The sequence below is a fragment of the Dokdonia sp. R78006 genome (genome assembly GCF_042466145.1).
GTDB lineage: Bacteria > Bacteroidota > Bacteroidia > Flavobacteriales > Flavobacteriaceae > Dokdonia.
The window spans coordinates 1,712,037-1,734,216 of the sequence record NZ_JAXHBU010000001.1 but is presented as its reverse complement, the minus strand read 5'-3'; the positions used below and the strand labels follow the sequence as shown (position 1 = coordinate 1,734,216).

18 protein-coding genes and 1 tRNA gene are annotated in these 22,180 nt (G+C 37.7%); 6 read left to right on the top strand and 13 right to left on the bottom strand.

Features of this window, described 5'->3' with window-relative positions; all coding sequences use genetic code 11:
• Positions 1-44: 44 nt before the first annotated feature.
• A complete protein-coding gene (locus SJY37_RS07775) occupies positions 45-2,069 on the top strand; it encodes a ComEC/Rec2 family competence protein (RefSeq protein ID WP_298329862.1) in 2,025 nt (674 codons plus the stop codon).
• Between the two features lie 6 nt (positions 2,070-2,075).
• Here SJY37_RS07775 and SJY37_RS07770 read toward each other — a convergent pair whose 3' ends face one another.
• The 3 genes from SJY37_RS07770 to SJY37_RS07760 all read right to left on the bottom strand — a co-directional run bounded on the left by SJY37_RS07770 (position 2,076) and on the right by SJY37_RS07760 (position 6,542).
• Positions 2,076-2,618: a thioredoxin fold domain-containing protein gene (locus SJY37_RS07770; protein ID WP_013750102.1), complete on the bottom strand. Its 543-nt coding sequence runs from the start codon at positions 2,616-2,618 to the stop codon at positions 2,076-2,078.
• Between the two features lie 104 nt (positions 2,619-2,722).
• Complete coding sequence (locus SJY37_RS07765; protein WP_298329867.1) at positions 2,723-4,312, bottom strand: peptide MFS transporter; 1,590 nt, start codon at positions 4,310-4,312, stop codon at positions 2,723-2,725.
• A gap of 40 nt (positions 4,313-4,352) precedes the next feature.
• The gene (locus tag SJY37_RS07760; RefSeq protein WP_298329870.1) at positions 4,353-6,542 is read right to left on the bottom strand and encodes a S9 family peptidase; all 2,190 of its coding nucleotides are present in this window, start codon (positions 6,540-6,542) and stop codon (positions 4,353-4,355) included.
• Positions 6,543-6,716: 174 nt separating this feature from the next.
• Here SJY37_RS07760 and SJY37_RS07755 point away from each other — a divergent pair, with 174 nt between their 5' ends.
• The gene (locus SJY37_RS07755) at positions 6,717-8,030 is read left to right on the top strand and encodes a hydroxymethylglutaryl-CoA reductase, degradative (protein WP_298329873.1); all 1,314 of its coding nucleotides are present in this window, start codon (positions 6,717-6,719) and stop codon (positions 8,028-8,030) included.
• A gap of 24 nt (positions 8,031-8,054) precedes the next feature.
• Positions 8,055-8,969 carry a GYDIA family GHMP kinase gene (locus SJY37_RS07750; RefSeq protein ID WP_379952953.1) on the top strand — a complete coding sequence of 305 codons (915 nt, stop codon included), beginning with the start codon at positions 8,055-8,057 and terminating at the stop codon, positions 8,967-8,969.
• Positions 8,970-9,082: 113 nt separating this feature from the next.
• On the opposite strand, the gene SJY37_RS07745 is transcribed toward SJY37_RS07750, so the two are convergent.
• The 10 genes from SJY37_RS07745 to SJY37_RS07700 form a co-directional block, all read right to left on the bottom strand.
• Positions 9,083-11,224, bottom strand: coding sequence for a peptidylprolyl isomerase (locus tag SJY37_RS07745; RefSeq protein WP_298329879.1), 2,142 nt, complete (start codon positions 11,222-11,224; stop codon positions 9,083-9,085).
• 76 nt (positions 11,225-11,300) lie between these two features.
• Positions 11,301-12,599 (bottom strand): hemolysin family protein, encoded by a 1,299-nt coding sequence (locus tag SJY37_RS07740; protein ID WP_298329882.1) that lies wholly within the window; start codon positions 12,597-12,599, stop codon positions 11,301-11,303.
• A gap of 190 nt (positions 12,600-12,789) precedes the next feature.
• Complete coding sequence (lptC, locus tag SJY37_RS07735; RefSeq protein WP_298329885.1) at positions 12,790-13,359, bottom strand: LPS export ABC transporter periplasmic protein LptC; 570 nt, start codon at positions 13,357-13,359, stop codon at positions 12,790-12,792.
• On the bottom strand, positions 13,359-14,738 hold the full coding sequence (locus SJY37_RS07730) for a hypothetical protein (protein WP_298329888.1): 1,380 nt from the start codon (positions 14,736-14,738) through the stop codon (positions 13,359-13,361). Before SJY37_RS07730 ends, lptC begins: the two co-directional genes overlap by 1 nt.
• A gap of 17 nt (positions 14,739-14,755) precedes the next feature.
• Positions 14,756-16,003 carry a hypothetical protein gene (locus SJY37_RS07725; RefSeq protein ID WP_298329891.1) on the bottom strand — a complete coding sequence of 416 codons (1,248 nt, stop codon included), beginning with the start codon at positions 16,001-16,003 and terminating at the stop codon, positions 14,756-14,758.
• Positions 15,996-16,721 carry a type III pantothenate kinase gene (locus SJY37_RS07720; protein ID WP_298329894.1) on the bottom strand — a complete coding sequence of 242 codons (726 nt, stop codon included), beginning with the start codon at positions 16,719-16,721 and terminating at the stop codon, positions 15,996-15,998. The genes SJY37_RS07725 and SJY37_RS07720 overlap by 8 nt, the downstream gene beginning before the upstream one ends.
• A 63-nt stretch (positions 16,722-16,784) precedes the next feature.
• Positions 16,785-17,561, bottom strand: a complete 777-nt coding sequence (locus SJY37_RS07715; protein ID WP_298329897.1) for a zinc-dependent peptidase — start codon at positions 17,559-17,561, stop codon at positions 16,785-16,787.
• Positions 17,562-17,580: 19 nt separating this feature from the next.
• Positions 17,581-18,429 (bottom strand): alpha/beta hydrolase, encoded by an 849-nt coding sequence (locus tag SJY37_RS07710; RefSeq protein WP_379952952.1) that lies wholly within the window; start codon positions 18,427-18,429, stop codon positions 17,581-17,583.
• A 137-nt stretch (positions 18,430-18,566) separates the two neighbouring features.
• Positions 18,567-18,639: transfer RNA gene (locus tag SJY37_RS07705), tRNA-Phe, on the bottom strand.
• Positions 18,640-18,817: 178 nt separating this feature from the next.
• Positions 18,818-19,819: an aldose epimerase family protein gene (locus SJY37_RS07700; RefSeq protein ID WP_379952951.1), complete on the bottom strand. Its 1,002-nt coding sequence runs from the start codon at positions 19,817-19,819 to the stop codon at positions 18,818-18,820.
• 130 nt (positions 19,820-19,949) lie between these two features.
• Between SJY37_RS07700 and SJY37_RS07695 the strand changes: the two genes are divergently transcribed.
• From SJY37_RS07695 to SJY37_RS07685, 3 genes are all read left to right on the top strand, one after another.
• Entirely contained in the window at positions 19,950-20,285 is a 336-nt protein-coding gene (locus SJY37_RS07695; RefSeq protein ID WP_013750118.1) for an arsenosugar biosynthesis-associated peroxidase-like protein, read from the top strand.
• Positions 20,286-20,364: 79 nt separating this feature from the next.
• Complete coding sequence (arsS, locus tag SJY37_RS07690) at positions 20,365-21,420, top strand: arsenosugar biosynthesis radical SAM (seleno)protein ArsS (protein ID WP_108877954.1); 1,056 nt, start codon at positions 20,365-20,367, stop codon at positions 21,418-21,420.
• A 91-nt stretch (positions 21,421-21,511) separates the two neighbouring features.
• On the top strand, positions 21,512-22,117 hold the full coding sequence (locus SJY37_RS07685; RefSeq protein ID WP_298329914.1) for a DUF2064 domain-containing protein: 606 nt from the start codon (positions 21,512-21,514) through the stop codon (positions 22,115-22,117).
• Positions 22,118-22,180 lie beyond the last annotated feature (63 nt).

Here is a 22,180-nt window from a genome sequence, read left to right as displayed (position 1 = left end):
TATTACTAACAGTTACACCTTACAAAAGGTTAATTAGTAATATATTGAAGAGGATTAACACGCCCATTTTAGTAATACTTCTAGCGCTCATTGTTGGGATAATTTGTTATGACGCCTACCGCGTATCCTTGTTCTGGATAGCTGCTATTTTATTACTAGCTATTGCGTTACTTTTTCTAATACACAGACTTGCTTTTAAAAGACCTTTGAACGCCATAGCGTTTACCGCAGGTATTTCCATTGTATTTATAACCATAGGCTATGCAACCTCTGAAAGAGCAAACGCGCTAAACAACGAGACGCATTTTACCCACACAAACACCAACAACCCAAGTACTTTTTTATTCTCTATAGACGAAGTACTAAAACCCACAATATATCAAGAAAAGTATGTTGTTACATTAAAGACGATAAACAAAGAAGCTACTTCGGGCAAGGTAATTCTCAATGTCAATAGAGATGGCATATCGCATCGTCTTCGCGTAGGAGAATGGTACTACACAAGAGCTTTACTCTTACCCGTCCCCAAATCCAAAAACCCATATCAATTTGATTACGGGAGCTATTTAAAAAGAAAACAAATACACGGACAGCTGTCAATCAATAAAGACGAGTTACTTATATCTCAACACACCTCTAGCGGATTGAGGGTGTGGTCATCACGCTTTCGCGAAAGCGTACTAAAAGCAATTCACGCTCATTCATTTAGTCGCAACCAGCTTGCAGTTATAGATGCACTCGTTCTTGGGCAGAAAAATGGTATAGATAAGCAAATGAGCACTAATTACGCATCTGCTGGAATGATGCATATACTCGCCGTATCGGGCCTGCATGTAGGAATTATGCTTTTATTGCTACGCTTTATCACCAAACCAATAGCAGACTACAAACTACGATGGCTTCGGTCTATAATTATTATTGTTATGATTTGGGCTTTTGCTTTTATCACTGGATTATCACCCTCTGTATTGAGGGCAGCGACTATGTTTAGCTTTCTTGAGGTAGGACAACAGCTAGGCGGAAAAAGAAAAACTACAGATGCCGTTATGGCTTCTGCCGTACTATTACTTATATACAATCCATTTCTCATACATCAAGTAGGCTTCCAACTTAGTTATCTCGCTGTTATTGGAATTTTATGGATTCAGCCATGGCTGTCTTCTTTTTATACTCCGCGGTATTATATAGATAGGCTTATCTGGGGTATAGCTACGGTTTCAGTAGCTGCTCAGTTAGGCGTGCTACCCTTGAGTTTATTTTACTTCCACCAGTTTCCTGGATTATTTTTTCTATCTAATGTTATCATTATTCCATTTCTAGGAATCATATTAGGCGGTGGTATCCTAGTTGCATTGCTTGCTGTATTAAACATCTTACCAGATGCTTTAGCAACCACGTATGGCTACGCCATAGACCTAATGAATGGATTTATTTTTTGGGTGGCTAGCAAGGAGGCCTTTATCACAAATCACATCACGATAAGTTTTGCATTTCTTATAGGCTTATACCTCTGCATTATTTTTAGTATTTCTTTATTCAAGAAATACAATAATCCCAGACTTGTAGCGGCATCCCTATCTATGGTATTGTTGACCTCTATTATTATTTATGAGAAAAGCAATCCTCCCGCTACTCATCTCACTATTTTCAACAAAAGTAAATCTACCATGATAGGTACTTTCCACAACTCCACGCTTAAAATACATAGCACTGACTCATTACACACTATAATTCAAGATAGCAGAGTACGCAATTATAAGGATGGCTTACGTATAGATGAAGTGGCCGTAGAATGCATGCAGAACTATTTTCGCTTTAAGCGAAAAGAAATACTCGTTGTAGATAGCCTTGGTATATACCAATTAGCTAATGCAAATCCAGATTACATACTTCTCACCCAGTCCCCAAAGATTAATATAAATAGACTTACAGAGAGATTTCCGAAAGCTCAAATCATTGCAGATGCATCAAACTACAAAAGTTACATCACTAGATGGAAAACAACATGTTTAAATAAAAAAATCCCTTTTCATAGTACTTATGAAAAGGGAGCTTATATAATTGAATGATTTTTTCTAATTAGGCCATGAGTACTCAAACTCTTCTTGATAGGTTGCCCACTTCTCTTGAGTAGTAATCTCTTTATAATCATCATTACCCACCATCTTCACGTATATTTCTAAACGCTTAGGAGAGTGATAACCTACAATAGGCTGGATATAATTACCTTTTTCGTCAAAGAATACCATACTTGGATACCCCTGAAGCTTAAGAGCCTGTGCAAGTTCGTGCTGACTGTTACGCCCTCTTGATTTTTTAGGATCATGACGCGGGTTAGTATATGTGTTACCTAAGTAATTAATTACCTCCGTACCCTCTGCGTTAAATTTTACCGCGTAGTAGTTTTCATTTATAAAAGCAGCTACATCAGGATTTGCAAAGGTATTTTTATCTAACATTTTACAAGGCCCACACCATACAGTGTACACATCCATAAAGATTTTTTTAGGCTCTTTTTGTTGGGCAGCAAGCGCCTCATCCATGGTCATCCAGTTAATCTTCTGGGCACTCATAGTTCCCGTCGCAATAAATAGAAGAAGGTATAATACTTTTTTCATTGAATTCTTTCTTTTAGGTATAGTCTGTTTATATTTCAAATTCTTACAGACAAAAAACGTTCCACAAAATAGGGAACGTTTTTAAATTATACTATTATATGTGCTTAGCGTATACCATGCATCATTTTAATAAGTGTTCTATTCAATAATAACATTACTACACCTGCTGCTGCTGGTATTACTGTAAATATCAAAAAGAAGATTGCCATTCCATGCTCTTCAACTATAGGATCTATATAACTCCCTGTTATACCTGCTGCAAAGTTTGCAATAAAGTTTGCTACAAACCAGATACCGAACATAAGACCAACAAGTTTTGCAGGTGCAAGTTTACTTACATATGAAAGTCCTACTGGAGATACACATAACTCTCCTAGTGTATGGAATAAATATGCAAGTACTAAAAATACCATGCTCACAGAAGCTGTTTTTGCTCCTAATGGAATTCCCATAGATCCAAAAGATAGAATACCAAATCCAAGACCTAATAAAATAAGACCAATAGCAAACTTTACTGGTCCGCTAGGATTGTATTTACTCTTCCATATTTTTGAAAATAATGGAGCAAATGCAATGATGAAGAATGAGTTTAATATTCCAAACCAAGAAGCAGGAACCTCCGGTGCATCATCTGCAAACTGACGAGATAACATCCAGATTACAATTGCCCAAATAATAACGAAACCTAAACCTAAAATAATGTTTGCGAGTGCAAACTTAGCATAGGTTTGTTTAAATAACATTCCTAGAACCCATGTAATAATAAGCATAGGAACTACTGTGAGTAGTGTATTTACTATTTTAAAAGTCATACCACTACTTCCTTCTAAAACTCTATCTGTATAGTCTGCCGCAAAGATGGTCATAGACCCTCCTGCTTGCTCAAAAGCCCACCAGAAGAATATAGTAAAGAATGCTAGCACACTAATTACAATAAGTCTATCACGAGTGATTTTTGACTTTTCGGCCTCATCTATTACGTCTTCAATAGTATCTGCTGCATTTTCTACACCATCCTCAATAACGTCATCAAGATCACCAGCTTTTTTAGGAGCTAGACCTATCTTTCCAAAAATATCTTGTGCAAAATGAAATTGAAGCATACCTACTAGCATAAAAATACCAGCAAGTCCAAAACCGTAATGCCATCCTACAGATTCTCCAATATAACCACAAAGTAAAATACCTAAAAATGCTCCTGAGTTGATACCCATGTAGAATATGGTATAACCAGCATCCTTTTCTTTACCTTGATCTTTATACAACTGCCCTACCATTGAAGAAATATTCGGCTTAAACATACCGTTTCCTATAATAAGTAGTACAAGTCCAGCATAAAAGAAAAAGTCTGAGCTTATCTCAAATGCCATAGAAGCATGACCCAAAGTCATTAAAAATGCCCCTATAACAACAGCTTTTCTATAACCTGTAATCTTATCTGCTATTAATCCTCCAAGAATAGGAGTTACATAAACAAGTCCAGTATAAAAAGCATACAGCTGTAAAGCCTCTGCTCTTTCCCAGCCCCAGCCGCCATCAATGATAGCAGATACTAGAAATAAAACAAGTAATGCACGCATTCCATAATAAGAAAAACGCTCCCACATTTCTGTAAAAAAGAGAACAAAAAGACCTGAAGGATGCCCTAGCACAGTCTTTTGGTTGGTTTCAGAACCACCGAATCTATATTCCATATTGTATTATTTATTTACTGCTAATATAAGTTGTTTATCTCTAAAGTTTCTCTTTTATGAATTCTGTCATCATTGTATATAAATGAAAACGCGTATTCCCACCATAGATACCGTGGTTTCTATCTGGATAATTGAAGTAATCAAATTGCTTATTGGCTTGTACTAAAGCTTCTACAAGACGTGTAGAGTTTTGCACATGCACATTATCATCACCACCTCCATGCACAAGTAATAAATCACCTTCCATTTTATCTACATGACTCATAGGAGAGTTGTTATCATACCCACTTGCATTTTCTTGGGGTGTTTGCATGTATCGTTCTGTATAAATAGAATCGTAAAATCTCCATGAAGTAACTGGCGCCACTGCTATTGCCATTTCAAAAGTATCTGCTCCTTGGAAAAGACAGTTAGATGCCATAAAACCTCCGTAACTCCATCCCCAGATTCCTGTGCGATTTTCATCTATATATGGACGCTCACTTAATTGTTTAGCTGCTGCTATTTGATCTTGCACTTCGTACTTTCCTAATTCTTTCTGAGTAACTTTCTTAAAATCACGCCCTTTTAAACCTGTACCTCTAGGGTCTACACAAACCACGATATAATCGTTTTGAGCAAGCATCTGGAACCAGTAATCATTACTTGTATCCCATTTATTTGCCACACTCTGCGATCCAGGTCCAGAGTACTGAGTCATAAATAATGGATATTTTTTATTAGGATCAAAGTTTGTAGGCTTGATGATATAAGCATTAAGAGAAACTCCGTTTACGTCAATCTCAAAAAATTCTTTAGGAGAAATATCATAAGTAGCATAAAGCTCCTTGAGATCACTATTATCTTTTATAACACGTATTTGCTTTCCGTCCTTAGCATCGTTAAGTGTAAAACGATAAGGCGTTGTCGTATTTGAATATGTATGGATGAAGTTGCTAAAGTTTGCACTAAAATCGGCATCATTTGTTCCTTCCTTTATAGCGAGTGCTTGCTTCTTTTTACCGTTAAGTCCTATCGCGTAAACCCCTCGGTTGATTGAACCATTTTCTGAGCTCTGATAAAATATCCTCTTTGTTTTTGCATCATAACCATAGTATCCTGTCACTTCCCAGTCGCCTGAAGTTACTTGGCTTTTAAGAGTACCATCTGCATTGTGGTGATACACGTGATTCCATCCATCCTTTTCACTCGTCCAGATAAAGCTGTTATCTTCTAGAAAAGTAAGATTATCTGTTACATCTACATATGCCTTATCCGTTTCAAGAACAGCGAGTTTTGTTTGATAAGTAGCCGCATTAAAAAGAGAAAGCTTTAATGTGTCTTGATGACGATTTAAAGTTTGTACAGAAAGTACGTTTGGATCTTTTGACCAAGATATACGTGGAATATAGTACCCAGCATTATCTCCTAGATTTATCTCAACATCTTTTGCTTTACGACTATTTCCGCTATCTAGGTTATGAAGGCGTAGCGTTACTTTTGCATTTGCCTCACCTGCTTTTGGGTATTTAAAAACTGACTGCGTCTGGTATAATTCTTTACCATAAATATCCATAGAGAATTCTGGCACATCTGTTTCGTCAAAACGTACATAAGCAATCTTCTTGCTATCTGCACTCCAATCAAAGGCGCGCACAAAACCAAACTCTTCTTCGTAAACCCAATCTGTAATACCGTTTATAATACTATTTTTCTTTCCATCCGTAGTAAGCTGCTGCGTTGTACCTTCTGCGATGTTAAATACATATAAGTTGTTACCCTTTCCGTAAGCAATCATCGTCCCATCTGGAGAAAATGTAGGCTCTTGGATAAGATCATCTGAAACTTTTGTTAGCTTTCGCGAAAGCGTATTCCAAACATAAAACTCTCCTAACGTAGATCTTCTAAAGATTGACTGTAGCTTAGTCGCTAGTAACACTTGCTTTTCATCACCGCTAAACTCATAGCTAATAAAATAGTCAAGGCCATCAATATCTGCACTGCTTACCGCTGTACGCACTTTTTCTCCTGTCGCATAGCTATAAATATCTACGCTTCCTGTACGTGTTGCTCTATCAAAGTTTTGAACGGCATACTCTTGTCCGTTTGCCATGGAGTGAATAGACTGGAGTCTCTCTGCACTAAAAGTGCCTTCTTTCCATATATCTTCAAGGGTGATTTGCTTTTTTTGCGCAGTTGCGCTCTGGATTGCCATGAGTAAAATGGCACTCAAAAAGAGTTGTATTTTCATATATAATTGCTAATTCTAGTAATGTATCTCAATTTTACTAAAAATAACACAAAAACCCCCGTAAAAGCTGTTAAATAGCGCCATATTGTTAAGAAATAAAATCACTAGATTACTTACACAAAGCTAGGTTTACCTCATTCTCAGTATCTTTGACACTTTTATAAATACAGCTTAATGACAAAGGCAATATCAGGATTTTCAAGACTTTCAAAAACGGAGAAAATAGCGTGGCTCACGTCTACCTATTTTGAAAATCCAACACAGGCAACTCAAGTACTATCATCTTACTGGAATGATGATAAAAAACTACAACAGCTACATGACGAGTTTATAGAAAACACCGTTACTAACTACTACTTACCGCTAGGTGTTGCTCCTAACTTTGTTATTAATGACCGTATTTACACCATCCCTATGGCGATTGAGGAGAGCTCTGTGGTGGCTGCCGCAAGTAAAGCGGCAAAATTCTGGCAAGATAGAGGAGGTTTTAAAACTACTGTTTTAGGAACTACAAAAGTAGGACAGGTACACTTCACATATGATGGCGATGCGTCGCTTTTGACTTCATTTTTTGAATCCATCAAGCCACAGTTACTTGCAGATACCGCTGCTATTACAAAAAACATGGAGAAACGTGGAGGTGGCATTAAAGACATCACGCTCGTTAATAAAACCCAAGCAGTAGCAGATTACTACCAACTTCATTGCACGTTTGAAACGCTAAATGCAATGGGAGCCAATTTTATAAATAGTTGTCTAGAACAATTTGCAACGACGCTTAAAGCAGGTTTTGAGGCAGAAGCACGCTTTCGCGAAAGCGGTGCAAATCTCTCTGTAATCATGTCTATTTTATCAAACTACGTCCCAGATTGTGTAGTACGAGCAGAGGTAAGTTGCCCAGTAGCTGATCTTTCTGAAAAAAACATAGATGGTGCACAATTTGCTAAAAAATTCATCCAAGCAATTTCCATTGCCGAAGAAGAGCCCTACCGCGCAGTGACTCACAACAAAGGGATTATGAACGGTATTGATGCCGTAATTCTTGCCACTGGAAACGATTTTAGAGCTGTAGAAGCTGGCGTACACGCATATGCTGCTAGGGACGGGCAATATAGAAGTCTTACACATGCTAGTGTAGATGATGGGATATTTAAATTTTGGATTGAGGTACCACTCGCACTAGGAACCGTAGGCGGACTTACAAAATTACATCCGCTGGTAAAGTGGTCTATGGAATTGCTGGAAAATCCATCTGCACAAGAGCTTATGCAAATTGTGGCTGTCGCTGGACTTGCACAGAATTTTGCAGCCTTAAAATCACTTACTACAACAGGAATTCAAGAAGGCCACATGAAAATGCACCTCATGAATATCCTTAATCAGATGGAAGCCACAGACGCCGAGAAACAAGAAACAGTCACTCATTTTAAGACTAACACAGTTACTCATAGTGCTGTTGTTTCTTTTATAGAAGCACTACGCTCATAAGCAGTTAATAAAAAAATATACCCAGTGAACCCTTCTTTTTATAGCCACGGTAAGTTACTATTAACCGCAGAATATCTGGTTCTTGATGGAGCAGAAGCACTTGCGCTTCCAACTACCAAAGGTCAAAAACTTACAGTCACAACAACGCAGGACCACGGCTTACTTTGGAAAAGCGAGCTACACGATGGCTTCACATGGTTTGAAACCTATTTCACATTACCAATAAATGACTGCGCAATCCCTAACGGTGATATCCCGCAGCGCTTACTTACCATATTACAAGCAGCACAACAACTCAACCCTGATTTTTTAAACACGCAAAAAGGTTATAGCGTTACGAGTTCTTTGGAATTTCCTAGAGATTGGGGATTAGGCTCCTCTTCTACTCTTATTGCAAATATTGCTTTATGGGCGCAGATTAACCCTTATAAGCTACTTGAAATGACTTTTGGAGGAAGTGGCTATGATATTGCCTGCGCCACCTCAGAGGGCGCCATTACTTACCAGAGAGCTGAAAGCGATCCAATTATTAAAAGTGTAGCATTTGACCCTGACTTTAAAGAAAATATCTTCTTTATACACCTTAATAAGAAGCAGAATAGTAGAGAAAGCATTAAGCACTATAGAAGCCTAGACAGCAAGCTATTGCTTAGTGAGGTTTCTCATTTTTCTCAACTCACCACAGCAGTCAAAGAATGCAAAACACTTCAAGCTTTTGAAAAACTGCTTACTGAACACGAGGATAGACTTTCTAAAATCATCAAAACTCCTACTATTAAAAGTCAGCTATTTTCTGACTATCCACACCTCATTAAGAGTTTAGGAGGTTGGGGCGGTGATTTTGTAATGGTTACCGGAGAAGCTCAAGAAATGGAGTATTTTAAAAACAAAGGCTTCCATACTATCATCCCGTACAACGAGATGATACTAAACTTCTAAGAACGATTTACCTGTAAGTTTTACGCTTTCGCGAAAGCGCACTTAAACGATGACAAACTAAAAAGGCTCGAACATTACGTTCGAGCCTTTTTAATATATGTGTAAAATGTCTACTAGTAGAAAGTAGCTCTGTTATCTTCAATTTCTGCAGCTTCTTTAAGTGCATTAAGTACTTTAGAACTTACTGCTACTCTTGCCTTTTGAGCTTCTTGAGTTGCAAAAGATGCGTAGTTTTCAAGTGCTGGTGCTTCCGTAATTTTTGTTACTTGAACCACATATACTCCTCTAGAACCTTCAATTGGATCAGAAATCTCTCCTTCTTTTAATCCAAATGCAGCTCCTACAACTTTAGGTTCATTGCCTGCCCCAGCAATCGTTGGTGCATTCATAGATATTGCAGATGCAGTTTTTACAGTTTGGCTTTGTGACTGTGCCATCTCTGCAAGCGTAGCTCCAGAAAGCTTCCCTTTAATGATAGCTGCTTTCTTCATGTTACGAAGTATAGGAGTAACTTGAGTAGATACATCTTCTACACGCTCTGTTCCCTTAGGAGTGCGACGAGTAACTTGTGCTACAATGTATCCATTGTTTACAGGGAAACGCTTAATATCTCCTACTGAAACCTCTTCTTCAAAAGCCCACTGTACGATTGAACGTTGAGCACCCTCACCAGGAAGATTCTCATCCATTGCACGTATACGTTGTACTGGTCTTACTGTGTAACCATTTTCTGTAGCTACTTCTTGGAAATCTCCATCTGCAGCAGCTAGCTCAAATTTTTGTGTTGTATTGTAGATTGAAGAAATTGTTTTATCTGATGGTACAATCTCTTTTACTACCGTTGCAACTTTGATTACATCTTGAAGGTTCTTTTGATCTGTAATCTCAATCACGTGGTAACCAAAGTTTGTTTCGGCAACGCCTACAGATCCAGTTCTGTTATCTACGATAAAGTCTCTGTAACCTTCAGCGAAAAGATTTGGATTTTGGTAATCAAGATCACCTCCTTTTTCACTATTAATTTTATCTGAAGAAAATTCTTTTGCAAGTTCTTCAAACTTCCCTTTATTTCTTTTGATTACCGTAAGTAAGCTATCTGCAAGTTTCTTTGCATCTTCTTTAGAACGAGTAGCAGATGAAGGAACTGGTCCTCTCTGTGTATTTGTTACTGCTCCCTTAAAATCAACTAAGATATGACGTGATTTTACTGAGTCTGGCATTTTTCTCACATCCATCACACGAGAAAGGTTCATGTAATTGTTATCCTTATAAGGACCGTACACGCCACCTTTACCAAGAGCAAATAATGTATCTGCGTTTGTTGCAGGTAAGTTATTTTTAAAGAACCAACGATTTACATAAGGGATATCAGAATTATCTAGTAAGAAATCTTCTACTCTATCTGTTTTATCAAATCCTGCAAGTGTTTCTGTTACTCCAGTTGCACCGTTACGAGATGTGTATTCATTTCTAAGTTTAGATAATTCAGCTTTAAGTGCATTTTCATCTTCTAAAGAAGCCTCTTCTGAAAACTTCACAAAACGTATGCTACGAGTTTCGTCTGTTTTGTATTCTTCTTTATGCTCATTTACATATTTCTGAATTTCTTCCTTACTTACTGTAGCCTCTTCATCCGGAACTGAAGTATAAGGAACTTGTACAAACTGTATATCTACATTATTGTTATCAAGTCTGTAGGCAATCTCACCATCTTTAAGTGTAGATCCTACTCCTGCCTTAATAAGGTTGTAGTATATACTTTGCTTTTCTTGATTTCTTAAGTTTTCTTCAAAATTTAACCAGTTTTGGTAATCACTAGGATTCTGGCTGTCTTTAAGAGTTGCGATAAATTCTTGCATCTTACCCTCACTAAAGAAACCATCACCATCTTGAAAACGTGTATCGTTTTGCAATGCTTGCTTTAATAATTCTTGAGTGCGGTCTCTACCTACTTCAATACCTAATTCTTCATACTGCTCTTCAAGGACAACACGATTAATTTCTTGCTCCCACACTGTATTTACAGCACGTGTAGTCGAGGCATTTGCTCCTAATCTACGTGTTTGCTCCTCTACTTTTGAAGCAAAAGCTTCACGATCAATACTTACTCCATTAATAGAAGCTACTCGGTTTTGCTTATCAGCATTAAAACCTCCACTATCTAAAATTGAAGAAAAAATGAATGCAAATAGCGCAAGTGCAATAATGATTATCAAAAAGATGCTCTTGCTACGTATTTTATTTAAAATTGCCATTGTCTGTTGTTTATGCTATAATAGTGGGCGAAAATACCATTTTCTCCCATAATAAAAAATAAAAAAATAAGCCAATTTAGTCTTTAGAAATACGGACTTCCAAGAGTTCAATTTTTGTGTTTGAAGTCTCAAGGATATGAAAGATTATTCCGTCTATCTCTATGTTCTCTCCTTCTTGTGGTATTTCTTCTGCGTGACTCACTACTAAACCTCCTAATGTCTCATAATTTTCACTCTCTGGAAGGTCTAATTTATACATTTCATTGAGGTAATCTACCTCATGTCTAGCAGAAAGTTTATAGTGATCTTCTCCTAGTTGCTCTTCTATAAGCTCTGCAGTATCATGCTCATCCTCTATCTCTCCAAAAAGCTCTTCTACAATATCCTCTACGGTCATCATACCACTAGTACCACCATACTCATCAATAACGACACAAATACTCTTGCGCTTCTTTGTGAGCATATTCAACACGTCTTTTACAAGCATTGTTTCTGGCACATACACCACAGGCATAAGGACACTACTTATCGTTTTAGGCTTTTTAAACAACTCAAAAGAGTGTACATACCCTATAATATCATCTATGGTGTCTTTATAGACTAATATCTTAGACAAACCGGTATCAATAAATATTTTATTAATCGCTGCTGGCGTAGTACGTTCATCGACAGCGATAATTTCAGTACGTGGAAGCATCACTTCTCTAGACTTCACCTCAGAAAATTCTAGTGCATTTTGAAATATTTGAATTTCTGTATCTACATCATCTTGATCATTTACAGATTCCATTTGTTCAGAAATATAATTTCCTAATTCCACTTTCGTGAAAGCCAGCTGCACTTCATCTCCATCTGTTTTAAACAAATATTTAAGTACTAAATCTGAAACCCAGATTATAAAAGCACTTAAAAAATAAAACAGCAGGTAGAAAATATAGGCAGGTATTGCAAAAAACTTCAACAGCTTGTTTGCATAAATCTGAAAAAATACTTTGGGTAAAAATTCTGCAGTAATTAGAATGACAATGGTAGAAATAATAGTCTGACTTAATAGACTAAATTCTTGGACGAATGTAGCTAACCACGTCAAGTTTTCGCCGAAAGGCAAACTCTCAAGCCACCCTTGCAGGAGTGCTCCCATAAAATAACCATAAACCACCAAAGCAATATTATTACCCAGCAACATGGTTGCGATAAACTTTGAAGGTCTCGCAGTAAGGCGAGTTAATACAATAGAAAGAAAATCATTCTGTTTTTTTTCTATTTCAATATGGATTTTATTTGCCGAAATGTATGCAATCTCCATTCCTGAGAAGAATGCAGATAATATTAATGAGCAACAAACGACAATAACCTGGACTTCAAAGCTGCCCATTAAGAGTTTTTCCTGTTTTCAAATTTCTTTCGGAAGTGACGTCTAAAGAAATACATACCAACACTTACAGCAAAGCAAAACAAAAAGAAATAAGCCTTGGGCTGATCTTCCCCCCAAAGTGTCGCCACCTTATACCCCGCTAGCACAGCTACTATGATATAAACGTACTCCGTGTATTTTATATATCGCATCATAAGTCTTCTTTATTTTCTTTAACGTATTGTTTACTTACGTTGTTTAAAGATACAAAATTTGTAAAGTCTTCATTAGAATCAAAAAGGTCTCCATCATTGCGGGAACCGTCTTTCGTAATAATGGTATATGGTTGATCTGTAAAAATCCAGTTATTAGTTTGATCCCAATACAACTGCTCTGCCTTAAGTGTAACAGAATCACTAGTTACAAGGGTTACGTTTTGTTGCAAATCTATGAGATTTGTGTATTTATAACGTATTGCATAATCTGAGGTAATCACATTCTCTTTATCGTCATCTATAAAAATAACCTCTACCCCTTCTGGAAACTCCTCGTATGGAAAAGGCGAGTTTGCATAATTCTTTATATATGGTGTTTTGAGATGAGCCGTTACCTTCCCAGAGTCTGTATACTTTAAGTTTATACCTCTTCCTTCTGTCACAGGCCCATCAGACTTGATACTCATTTTACGTATCTCCTCTCCTTTATCACCACAACCTAAAAACAAAGTCACGGCAAAAGCCGTGACTAAGAATTTTAATATATTTCTATGTAGTAGATACATTAGTTACTTGGAACTCTTACGCTTGATCCAATCCAACATCCTATCTTGATAGTTTGACCACCTTTTCCAGACTGGAATATATCCGCTTTACTAGGAGCTATTCCTCTATAACTTGCAGCCGTCTTATTTGCAGTTCCTGCTAGTGATGGACTTACACGTCCAGCTCTTTCTGCAGTACTAGCAGCTAACCAGTATACCGCTCTCTTATCAAATGCAGTCTCGCCACAGTTATTTGCACTTGCTGCATACATTGCTGCAATTCTCAAGTAAGCGATTCCGTAAGAAGCATCTTCACTAAGCGCCTTATTATAAAGACCTCTTGCTTTACCATAGCTTCCAGATTTTCTTGCTTTTTCTGCAAGTCTGTAATAAGCATTTGCTCTTTCTGTAGGATCTGTTTCAAGATCAATTGCTTCTTGGTAATATCTAGACTCTGCTGCAGAATCTCCTCTGTTTCCAGCTAAGATACCTAAATACTTTGCAGATTTTGCAGAAGGCTCAAGTCTGTGTAAACTTTCAACCATTTGCTTAAATAAATCTGTATCAGTACAATCTTTTCCAGCAAGACGTCCAGCAGCTTTCTTAATCCATTCTTTGTCATTTTTCATAGACTCAAAATCTTTTTGGTAAAGTGGCACTAAGTTCTCACAGTTACCTAAAGCTCCCATTGCACCATCAGTACTTCCTCCAAAGATTCCAAAAGCTCTTAGGTTAGTTTCATAACCTTTTACTCTTCTTTTCTCCTTAGCACTAAGTGCTGTACCAGCCTCTTCCTTATCTAAAAGAGCTTGTAGCTTAGAATCAAGAACAGTTGCCTCTTTTCCTAATTTACTTTGAGTATCATCATAAAGGTCAAAAACATCTTGTAATGGAATTTGTTCTCCTTCTTTATATAAATCTACAGCTAGTTTAAAACGAGTATAGATGCTTTTTGCGCTTGAAATAGAAGCTGCGTCTAGTTGAAATGCTTTTTGAAATGCATCAAACTGCGATTTCTTAGTTCCTATTTTGCTATCAAACATTATCTGAGCTTGATCTGCAGCATTTTCACCTTTGTCAGTTTTTCCTGGGAAATACTGCTCTCTTTGCTGTAGTAATAAGATTAAATCTTGAGCTACTGCCTTCTCTTGCTCACCGCTTGCGGCTTTAAGATCTGCTTTTAATAATTTCTCACCATACTGGTATAATGCAAGTGACCAGTTAGGACAATCTTTTCTAAGTTTTGCAAATGGTGCTCTCGCAGCATCCCAGTTCTTAACTTTTGCAGCTTCGTTGAATATAGAACCTGTGGTCATACATTCTTCACTTATTTGAGCTTGAGCAGTAAATCCTACTGTCATTACTATAGCTACAAAAAGTGTGGTTAATTTAGTTTTCATAGTGTTGGGTTTTTCAATTAATTAAATTTACTTTGGACGAACCATAAGTCGTTTACTGATAAGCTTATTCCTACATTAATAAAGTTCTCTTGAATAAGACCTGAACTTGTCGTTCCTCGCTGGCCCATCTCAAACATAAGATTCAAATTACTTATTCTACGTCCTGTAGGTAGTCCTACTCCAAAAGATATGCCAAACTCGTTTATGTCCTCGTTAGACACTACAATACCGCTCTCTTCATATCTGAAACCAGCCCTGTAAGCAATACGATCCCAGTAACTTGTAACAGAGTTATATTTAGGAGTATAAAATCCTCCAATACGCATCTGGCTTGCATCTTCAAAAGCCACATCATCCAGTGTAAATGTTCTATTACTAAAATTACTTGCTTTTTGAGATGTATATTCTGCACCTACAAACCACTTATTTACTGCTCCAATTCCTAATCCTAACGTCAAAGTAGAAGGAAAATCAAAATCTGTATCCTGTACATCAATTTGCTCAGAATCTACATCTGCGCTTATACCAGTGCTATTAAAAATCACAGAAGCCACTTGACGTGAATTTTCTGTGCCTATACTTGAAGATGGCGAATATTTAACAGATGACGTAAGTTGAAGCTTATCTGATATCATACGCTCATACTGAGCTGCAAGATCAAATGTAAATCCAGAAAAGTCACTACGATTACTTTCTCGTGTAGCTAGCTCCACCCCTTCTTGAGATCTCAATGCCTCATTTTGAATATTACCAAAGTTATAATTTGCACTAGCACCTACAGTTAGACCTGGCGCCACTGTATATCCAGCAGATAAAAATGCTCTATTGATACCTCCACGACCACTAAAGGCGTTTACAATATCCTCATCACTATCATCAAGCTTATAACCTACAGTAGTATATGGCATGAGTCCAAAACTCACCCCTGCTTTTTTAGAAACCGGAAAACCTATCGCTAGGTAATCAAATGTAGATTTTGAAGAACCCTCTTCTGTAAATGCATCTTTTGCTGTAACCTCTTGGTGATTACCACCCACAGTAAAAGTTGTGTAACGCAGTTTACCTAACGAAGCTGGGTTTAGTAAATTCAAGTGTAAACTATCACTATAAGACTGTATTCCTCCCATAGATTTATTTTCAACAGTACCTTTAAACTGCTGTAAACCTACTCCGTAAAATGAATATGGAGATGTCGTAGCTCCCTCTTGTGCAAGACCCTTAAAGGCCACCATCAACACTGCTACTATAAAAAGTTTTTTAATCATTCTGATATGTTAAGATATAATTGAGGCCCTCTAACAAAAATTTTGAGTGCGCAAAGATGCTATTTTTTAATCGTTTTGCCAAGAATTCGGCATCACCCCCTGTTATTATTACGGTTTCTACATTATAATGCTCTTTATAATGATTTATTGCCCCATCAATTTCAAGTAAAACCCCTTGGACAACGCCAGAATGTATTGCTTCATGAGTACTTGTCCCCACAATGCTCTCTGGCATTTGCTTTTCAAGTAGTGGTAAATTTGCCGTGAGATTGTTTAAAGTTTTATATCGCAATCGCAATCCCGGTGATATCGCCCCTCCTTTGTAAGAGCCTTCTGCAGTAATAAAATCATACGTTATACACGTACCTGCATCTATTATGAGTCCATTTTTTTGAGGGTACGCTTTCGCGAAAGCGGCTACCAACGCAATCCTATCTACACCAAGTGTATGTGGAGTGCCGTAGTCGTTTTTAAATGGAAGCGATGTTTTATGACTAAGAATAATAGTAGGAAAACGCAGCTGCACAGATTGCGCTTGCTCCTCAGATAATCTACCTACTGATGAAATTATAGCTTTCTTCACAGGATACAAACCTGCAAACTCCCCTACCTCTTCTATAAAATTTTCTAAAAGAAAATGGTGTCGCGCCTGCAATACATCATCAAGGAAGATAGCCGCCTTGACCCTAGTATTTCCAACATCAATAATAAGTTGCATAAATTAAAGTAAGCACCAAAAATACAAAAGCAAAGCACCTAGGGTGTTAAGGGAATGATAAAACTAAGCCGAAACACCTGTCACAAAACAGAGCTCTAGCATTTTATAAAGTTCAGGATGTTTCCTTTTGAACAATTCTGGACGTTCAAAGAAATACTCAGAGGCCACCGCAAAGAATTCTATCTCACTAGTTCCTCCGTATTTCCTTATGTCTGACTTGTCATTATTTATAGCATCCATCTCCTTATACATAAGGTCTAACCAAGGAGCTATATTTTCTTTTCCTAATAAAAACTCTGGTATCCCATCGGTCTCTCCGTCCATCTTATCCAGCAGGTGGACAAATTCATGAACGGCGGTATTACCCTTGTCTGTCTTGTTTGCAAATCCAAACACCAGTGCTTTGCGCGATAAAATCATATGATTTTCAAACTGGCCAGAGCCCACCATACCGCCTATGTTTCTACCCTCTCCTTCTGAGTGAAACTCCAAGTCTGCATTAAAATAATCTGGGTAGATTAAAACCGTATCAAGGTTATTATAATGCCAATCTCCAAAATTGAAAATGGGAATGACAGCACTTGCAGCGACAAAAATCTTATCTCTATCTGTAATTTCAAATTGCACGGCCTCCACATTTACTTCCGCGAGGAAAGCCATCATGCGCTTTTTAAAAAATGCTTGTTTCTTTGCAGATAATTTCTGGTAAAATAGCACCTCATTACTTAAAATCTCCTCCCATGCTACAGGAAATTGCTGTGGGGTACGCTTTCGCGAAAGCGTAAAAAGGCCGTAGCCCATAAATATAAAAAGAGCTGCACTAGCTATAAATAAAATCATTTGCTAAAAATACGTCATCCTACTCTTGCTCGCTCATAAATTGTATAATCTCATCATACCTATTATTTGAACCAAAAATATATTGAGTAATCATAGGCACGTGCTTTTTGTCTAGCGTGATCCTGCGTGCATCTGGCTGAAATTTAATTAGCTCTTCTTTAAAGCGATTATTTGCCACCGTAATAGAAGGATACGTTTTACTACCTAAATAACTAAGTATAGGTGGCGTTTTATCATTAATAAAATATTTGGGAGAGGCATCTTTCCACAACTCAGGATTAGTAGTCCACGTGGCATTGTAATTATCACTCGCACTTGGAGCATTCTCACTCAAGTAATGATACATATCAAGTCCAGCTGCATCATTAAGGATAATTCCAGAAATATCATCAGGATTGATATTGTACTTGGGATTCATTACCGCCAGCGCCACGAGGTGCCCTCCAGCCGAATGTCCCGTAACAAAAATCTTTTCAGGGTCTCCGCCATATCGAGCAGCGTTTTCCTTTGTCCACGCTATTGCTTTTGCGATTTGTGCAGCTTGATCATCATACGTAGCGTTTGGACTGAGCGTGTATCCTGGCAGTACAGCAAGAACATCTTTTTGTGCAAAGTTGCGTCCTAGCCACCAGTATATTTCTTTTTTACCTTGATTCCAGTTACCACCGTGCACATAAATAAGTACAGGTGTTTTTTCTTGATCACCAGAAGGCTCGTAGATGTTAAGGGTAGGTGCCTCAAGATTTTCTGCTTGACTAGTGCTTATAATTTCTTCACCTAGATAAGAGATGTTTTTATGCTTAGTACTTGAACAGCTCAGCATAGTCACACTTAAAATTGCCATTGCTATATAGATATATGGACGCATATTTTTTTATGCGAAGCTACTTTAGAATATCACGACTGTGTGTTAAGCATATGGTAAGCAAATATTATAATTATCACAACTTAGAGATAGCGTGAGATGTAAAAACAAAAAACCCAATCAAAAGATCGGGTTTTTAGTGGTGCCTCCAGGAATCGAACCAGGGACACATGGATTTTCAGTCCATTGCTCTACCAACTGAGCTAAGGCACCTAAATATTTTTAGGTTGCTTATGTTTGTTACTCAAGTTTTCTAATTATTATTAGGATAACCTCTAGTAGCTTTCGTAAGCGGTTGCAAATATAAAACCTTTCTGAACTCTGGCAAGTATTTTTTCAAATAAAATTCATTTTTTTTAAAATTAATTTCACACCCATAATCAAATAAAGCTCATTCAAAATCATAAACTATCTGTTCTTCATACACTTCCGATGGCAAAAGGATTGTTGAAGGAAAATGTGAATGGGATGGAGAATTTGGAAAATATTGTGGCTCTAAACATAATCCTGGACTTTCTACAGGCTCATAGTCCTCTTTACCACTTGCAAGCATAATAGATTTTGCACTAAAAAACTGTAATCCCGGTTGCGTGCAATATACCTTCAAAGTAATATCGCTATCTGGAGCCCATACTTGAGCCGCTAGCCTAAGTTTACTTGGTGCGTTGTCTAGCACGTAATTTAAATCAAAACCATCATCTGCATCTCCCACATATCTCACTTCCATAAAATCATATGGAGTGTCCGCAACTGGCACTAAGTGACCAGTAGTAATCTTATTCCCATCTAGCTCAGTATACGAGCCTGCATGAACTTGCAACTTATGACTTACAACAGAATTCTTTACTCCACTACACAGGTTAAAATAATCATGCCTGGTGAAGTTTACGATAGTTGGCTGGTCTGTAGTAGCACTTAATTGCATTTCTAGTCGTAGGTCTACAAGCTTAAAAGTAGTTTGGACTTTTAAATTACCTGGAAAGCCCTCATCACCATCTTTACTGTATAAAGAAAGCACCAAGCTGTCATCTACTATTGCTGCATCCCAGACACGTTTATCAAAACCTTTAATACCTCCGTGAAGTTGGCTCTCTCCTTCATTTACAGTTAACGCTATTTTTTCACCCGCGATAACCACCTCTTTTTTAAGTCTATTTGCATTGCGCCCTATAAAACTCCCTATATACGGATGTGCAGCCTCATACTCTGGTAAAGTATCAAAACCTAAAACTACATCCACTACTCCACCATCCCCATTGGGAACATAAAGTTTCTGTATAGTTGCTCCGTATGTGAGCACCTCTACTTGCAGTCCGCGATGGTTTTTTAAAATAAATTTAAAAATTTCTTCACCGCTCGATGTGAAGCCAAAAGTTGTTTTAGTTATAGTCATATCAATGGTTCGTATGCTAATGTACTGCTAGAATTTCAAGACATCAAAACTTGAATCTAATTTTCTACGTAAGTAATAGTGAGTGATTACGATTAAAGGTATATTCGTGTGTTTACACAACAATTTTATTATGGCAGATCAATATTACGACCCAAAAGATTTAAGAAAATTCGGAAAAATCACAGAGTGGAGTGAAGAGTTAGGAACTAAGTTTTTTGACTACTACGGTAAAGTTTTTGAAGAGGGAGCACTCACTGCACGTGAGAAATCGCTCATCGCGCTTGCCGTTGCCCACACAGAGCAGTGCCCATATTGCATAGACGCATATACTAAAGACGGCCTACAGAAAGGAATCACTAAGGAAGAGATGATGGAGGCTGTGCACGTAGGTGCCGCTATAAAAAGTGGTGCGACGCTGGTACACGGAGTGATGATGATGAATAAAGTAAATAAACTAGACGGGTAGTTTTACGCTTTCGCGAAAGCGTACTCATACAGATTTCCAACCAAAAGAAATCAACACTACAAACGACAAATATTTTTAAATGTCAGCAACAAAATCACTGAAGAAAGAAGGTAGCGAACTCGCACAAGCAAACAAGCAGATAGAAATTTTATCTAATGGTATTTTCAAAGATGAACTACCTACGTTTGCTAAGAAAATAAAGGAGACTAATCAGCTACCGTTACGCCCTAACAAGCTAGAAATACTCCAAATTAACGTGGGGTACATGTGTAATCAAGTGTGTGATCACTGTCACGTAGATGCCGGCCCAGATCGCAAGGAGATTATGACTTGGGAGACTATGGAGCAATGTCTAGAAGTGATACGCAATACTGGTGCTCACACGCTAGATCTTACTGGTGGTGCGCCAGAGATGAATCCGCATTTTAGACGTTTTGTAGAAGAAGCGAGTAAGGCTGGAATTAAAGACTTTATTGTGCGTTCTAACCTTACCATTATTCGTGCAAATAAAAAGTACTACGACCTCCCTGATTTCTTTAAAAAACACAACGTACACGTCATCTCATCTATGCCACACTGGACTCGCGGAAAGACAGACAAGCAACGTGGTGATGGTGTTTTTGATAAATCAATAAAGGCACTTCAAGAACTTAATGAGCGCGGGTATGGTATGCCAGGCAGTGACTTAAGACTTGACCTAGTTTACAATCCATCTGGAGCTTTCTTACCGGGAGACCAAGCAAGCATGGAAAAAGACTTTAAAAAAGGATTGATGGAAGATTTTAATATCCAGTTCCACAACCTTTTTGCAATCACAAACTTACCTATAGCACGATTTTTAGATTACCTCATCGCATCAGAAAACTATGAGGATTATATGTATCAACTCGTAGAGGCATATAACCCTGCAGCAGTAGAGAATGTGATGTGTAAAAACACAATTTCAATAAGTTGGGATGGTTATTTATTTGATTGTGATTTTAATCAAATGCTAGAATTGCCAGTGGCGAGTAGTGTAAAGCACATTAAAGATTATAATGAAGATTTACTTAATGATCGTAACATTATGATCTCTCAGCACTGTTATGGTTGTACTGCAGGTGCAGGAAGTAGTTGTCAAGGAACCGTCGCTTAATACGTAGAGAATCACGACACCAAAAACCGCCATACTCATATTTGCTCAAACAGCAACTACCGAAGCTTCTCGCAAGAAGCTCGGGCAGTCTGTGGCTTTATTTAAAGAGCTCAATAGGCAAACTATTGCTACCGCGCGCAAGACGGGAATCCCCTACGTCATTTTTTCTGAAAATGAGCAGGTAGGAAACACCTTTGGCGAGCGTTTTACAAATGCGCTTACCTCGGTTTTTGACAGTGGTTATGACCAAATTATAACCATAGGTAATGACACGCCGCACCTTTCGGCAGGGCATATTCTTTTAGCACAAGAAAAGCTCAAACAGTCTGCGCTTGTTATTGGCCCAAGTACAGATGGCGGCTGTTATCTAATGGGGATTAAAAAGAACCATTTTAAGCCTGAGCAGTTTAAAAATCTACCGTGGCAGTCTAGTAAATTGGGTGCTATTATTTCTGATACGCTTTCGCGAAAGCGTACAAACCTTTACCTCCTTGAGACCCTTTCAGATCTTGACACATTTGCAGATTTGCAGCAGATGCTCAAAGAGACTTCCACATTATCAAAAAGACTATTACTACTTATAAAAAACATAGTAAATCAAGGTCTTTCTCTTGGTTATCACACTACAAACCGATTCTTTGAGTCGCTCACTAAAAGCCACTTTAATAAAGGATCACCATCATTAGTTCGTATTTAAATCTTGTAAGCCACAACAGCTTACAGTTATTCTTAGATTTTCTTAATTACCAACTAATACACT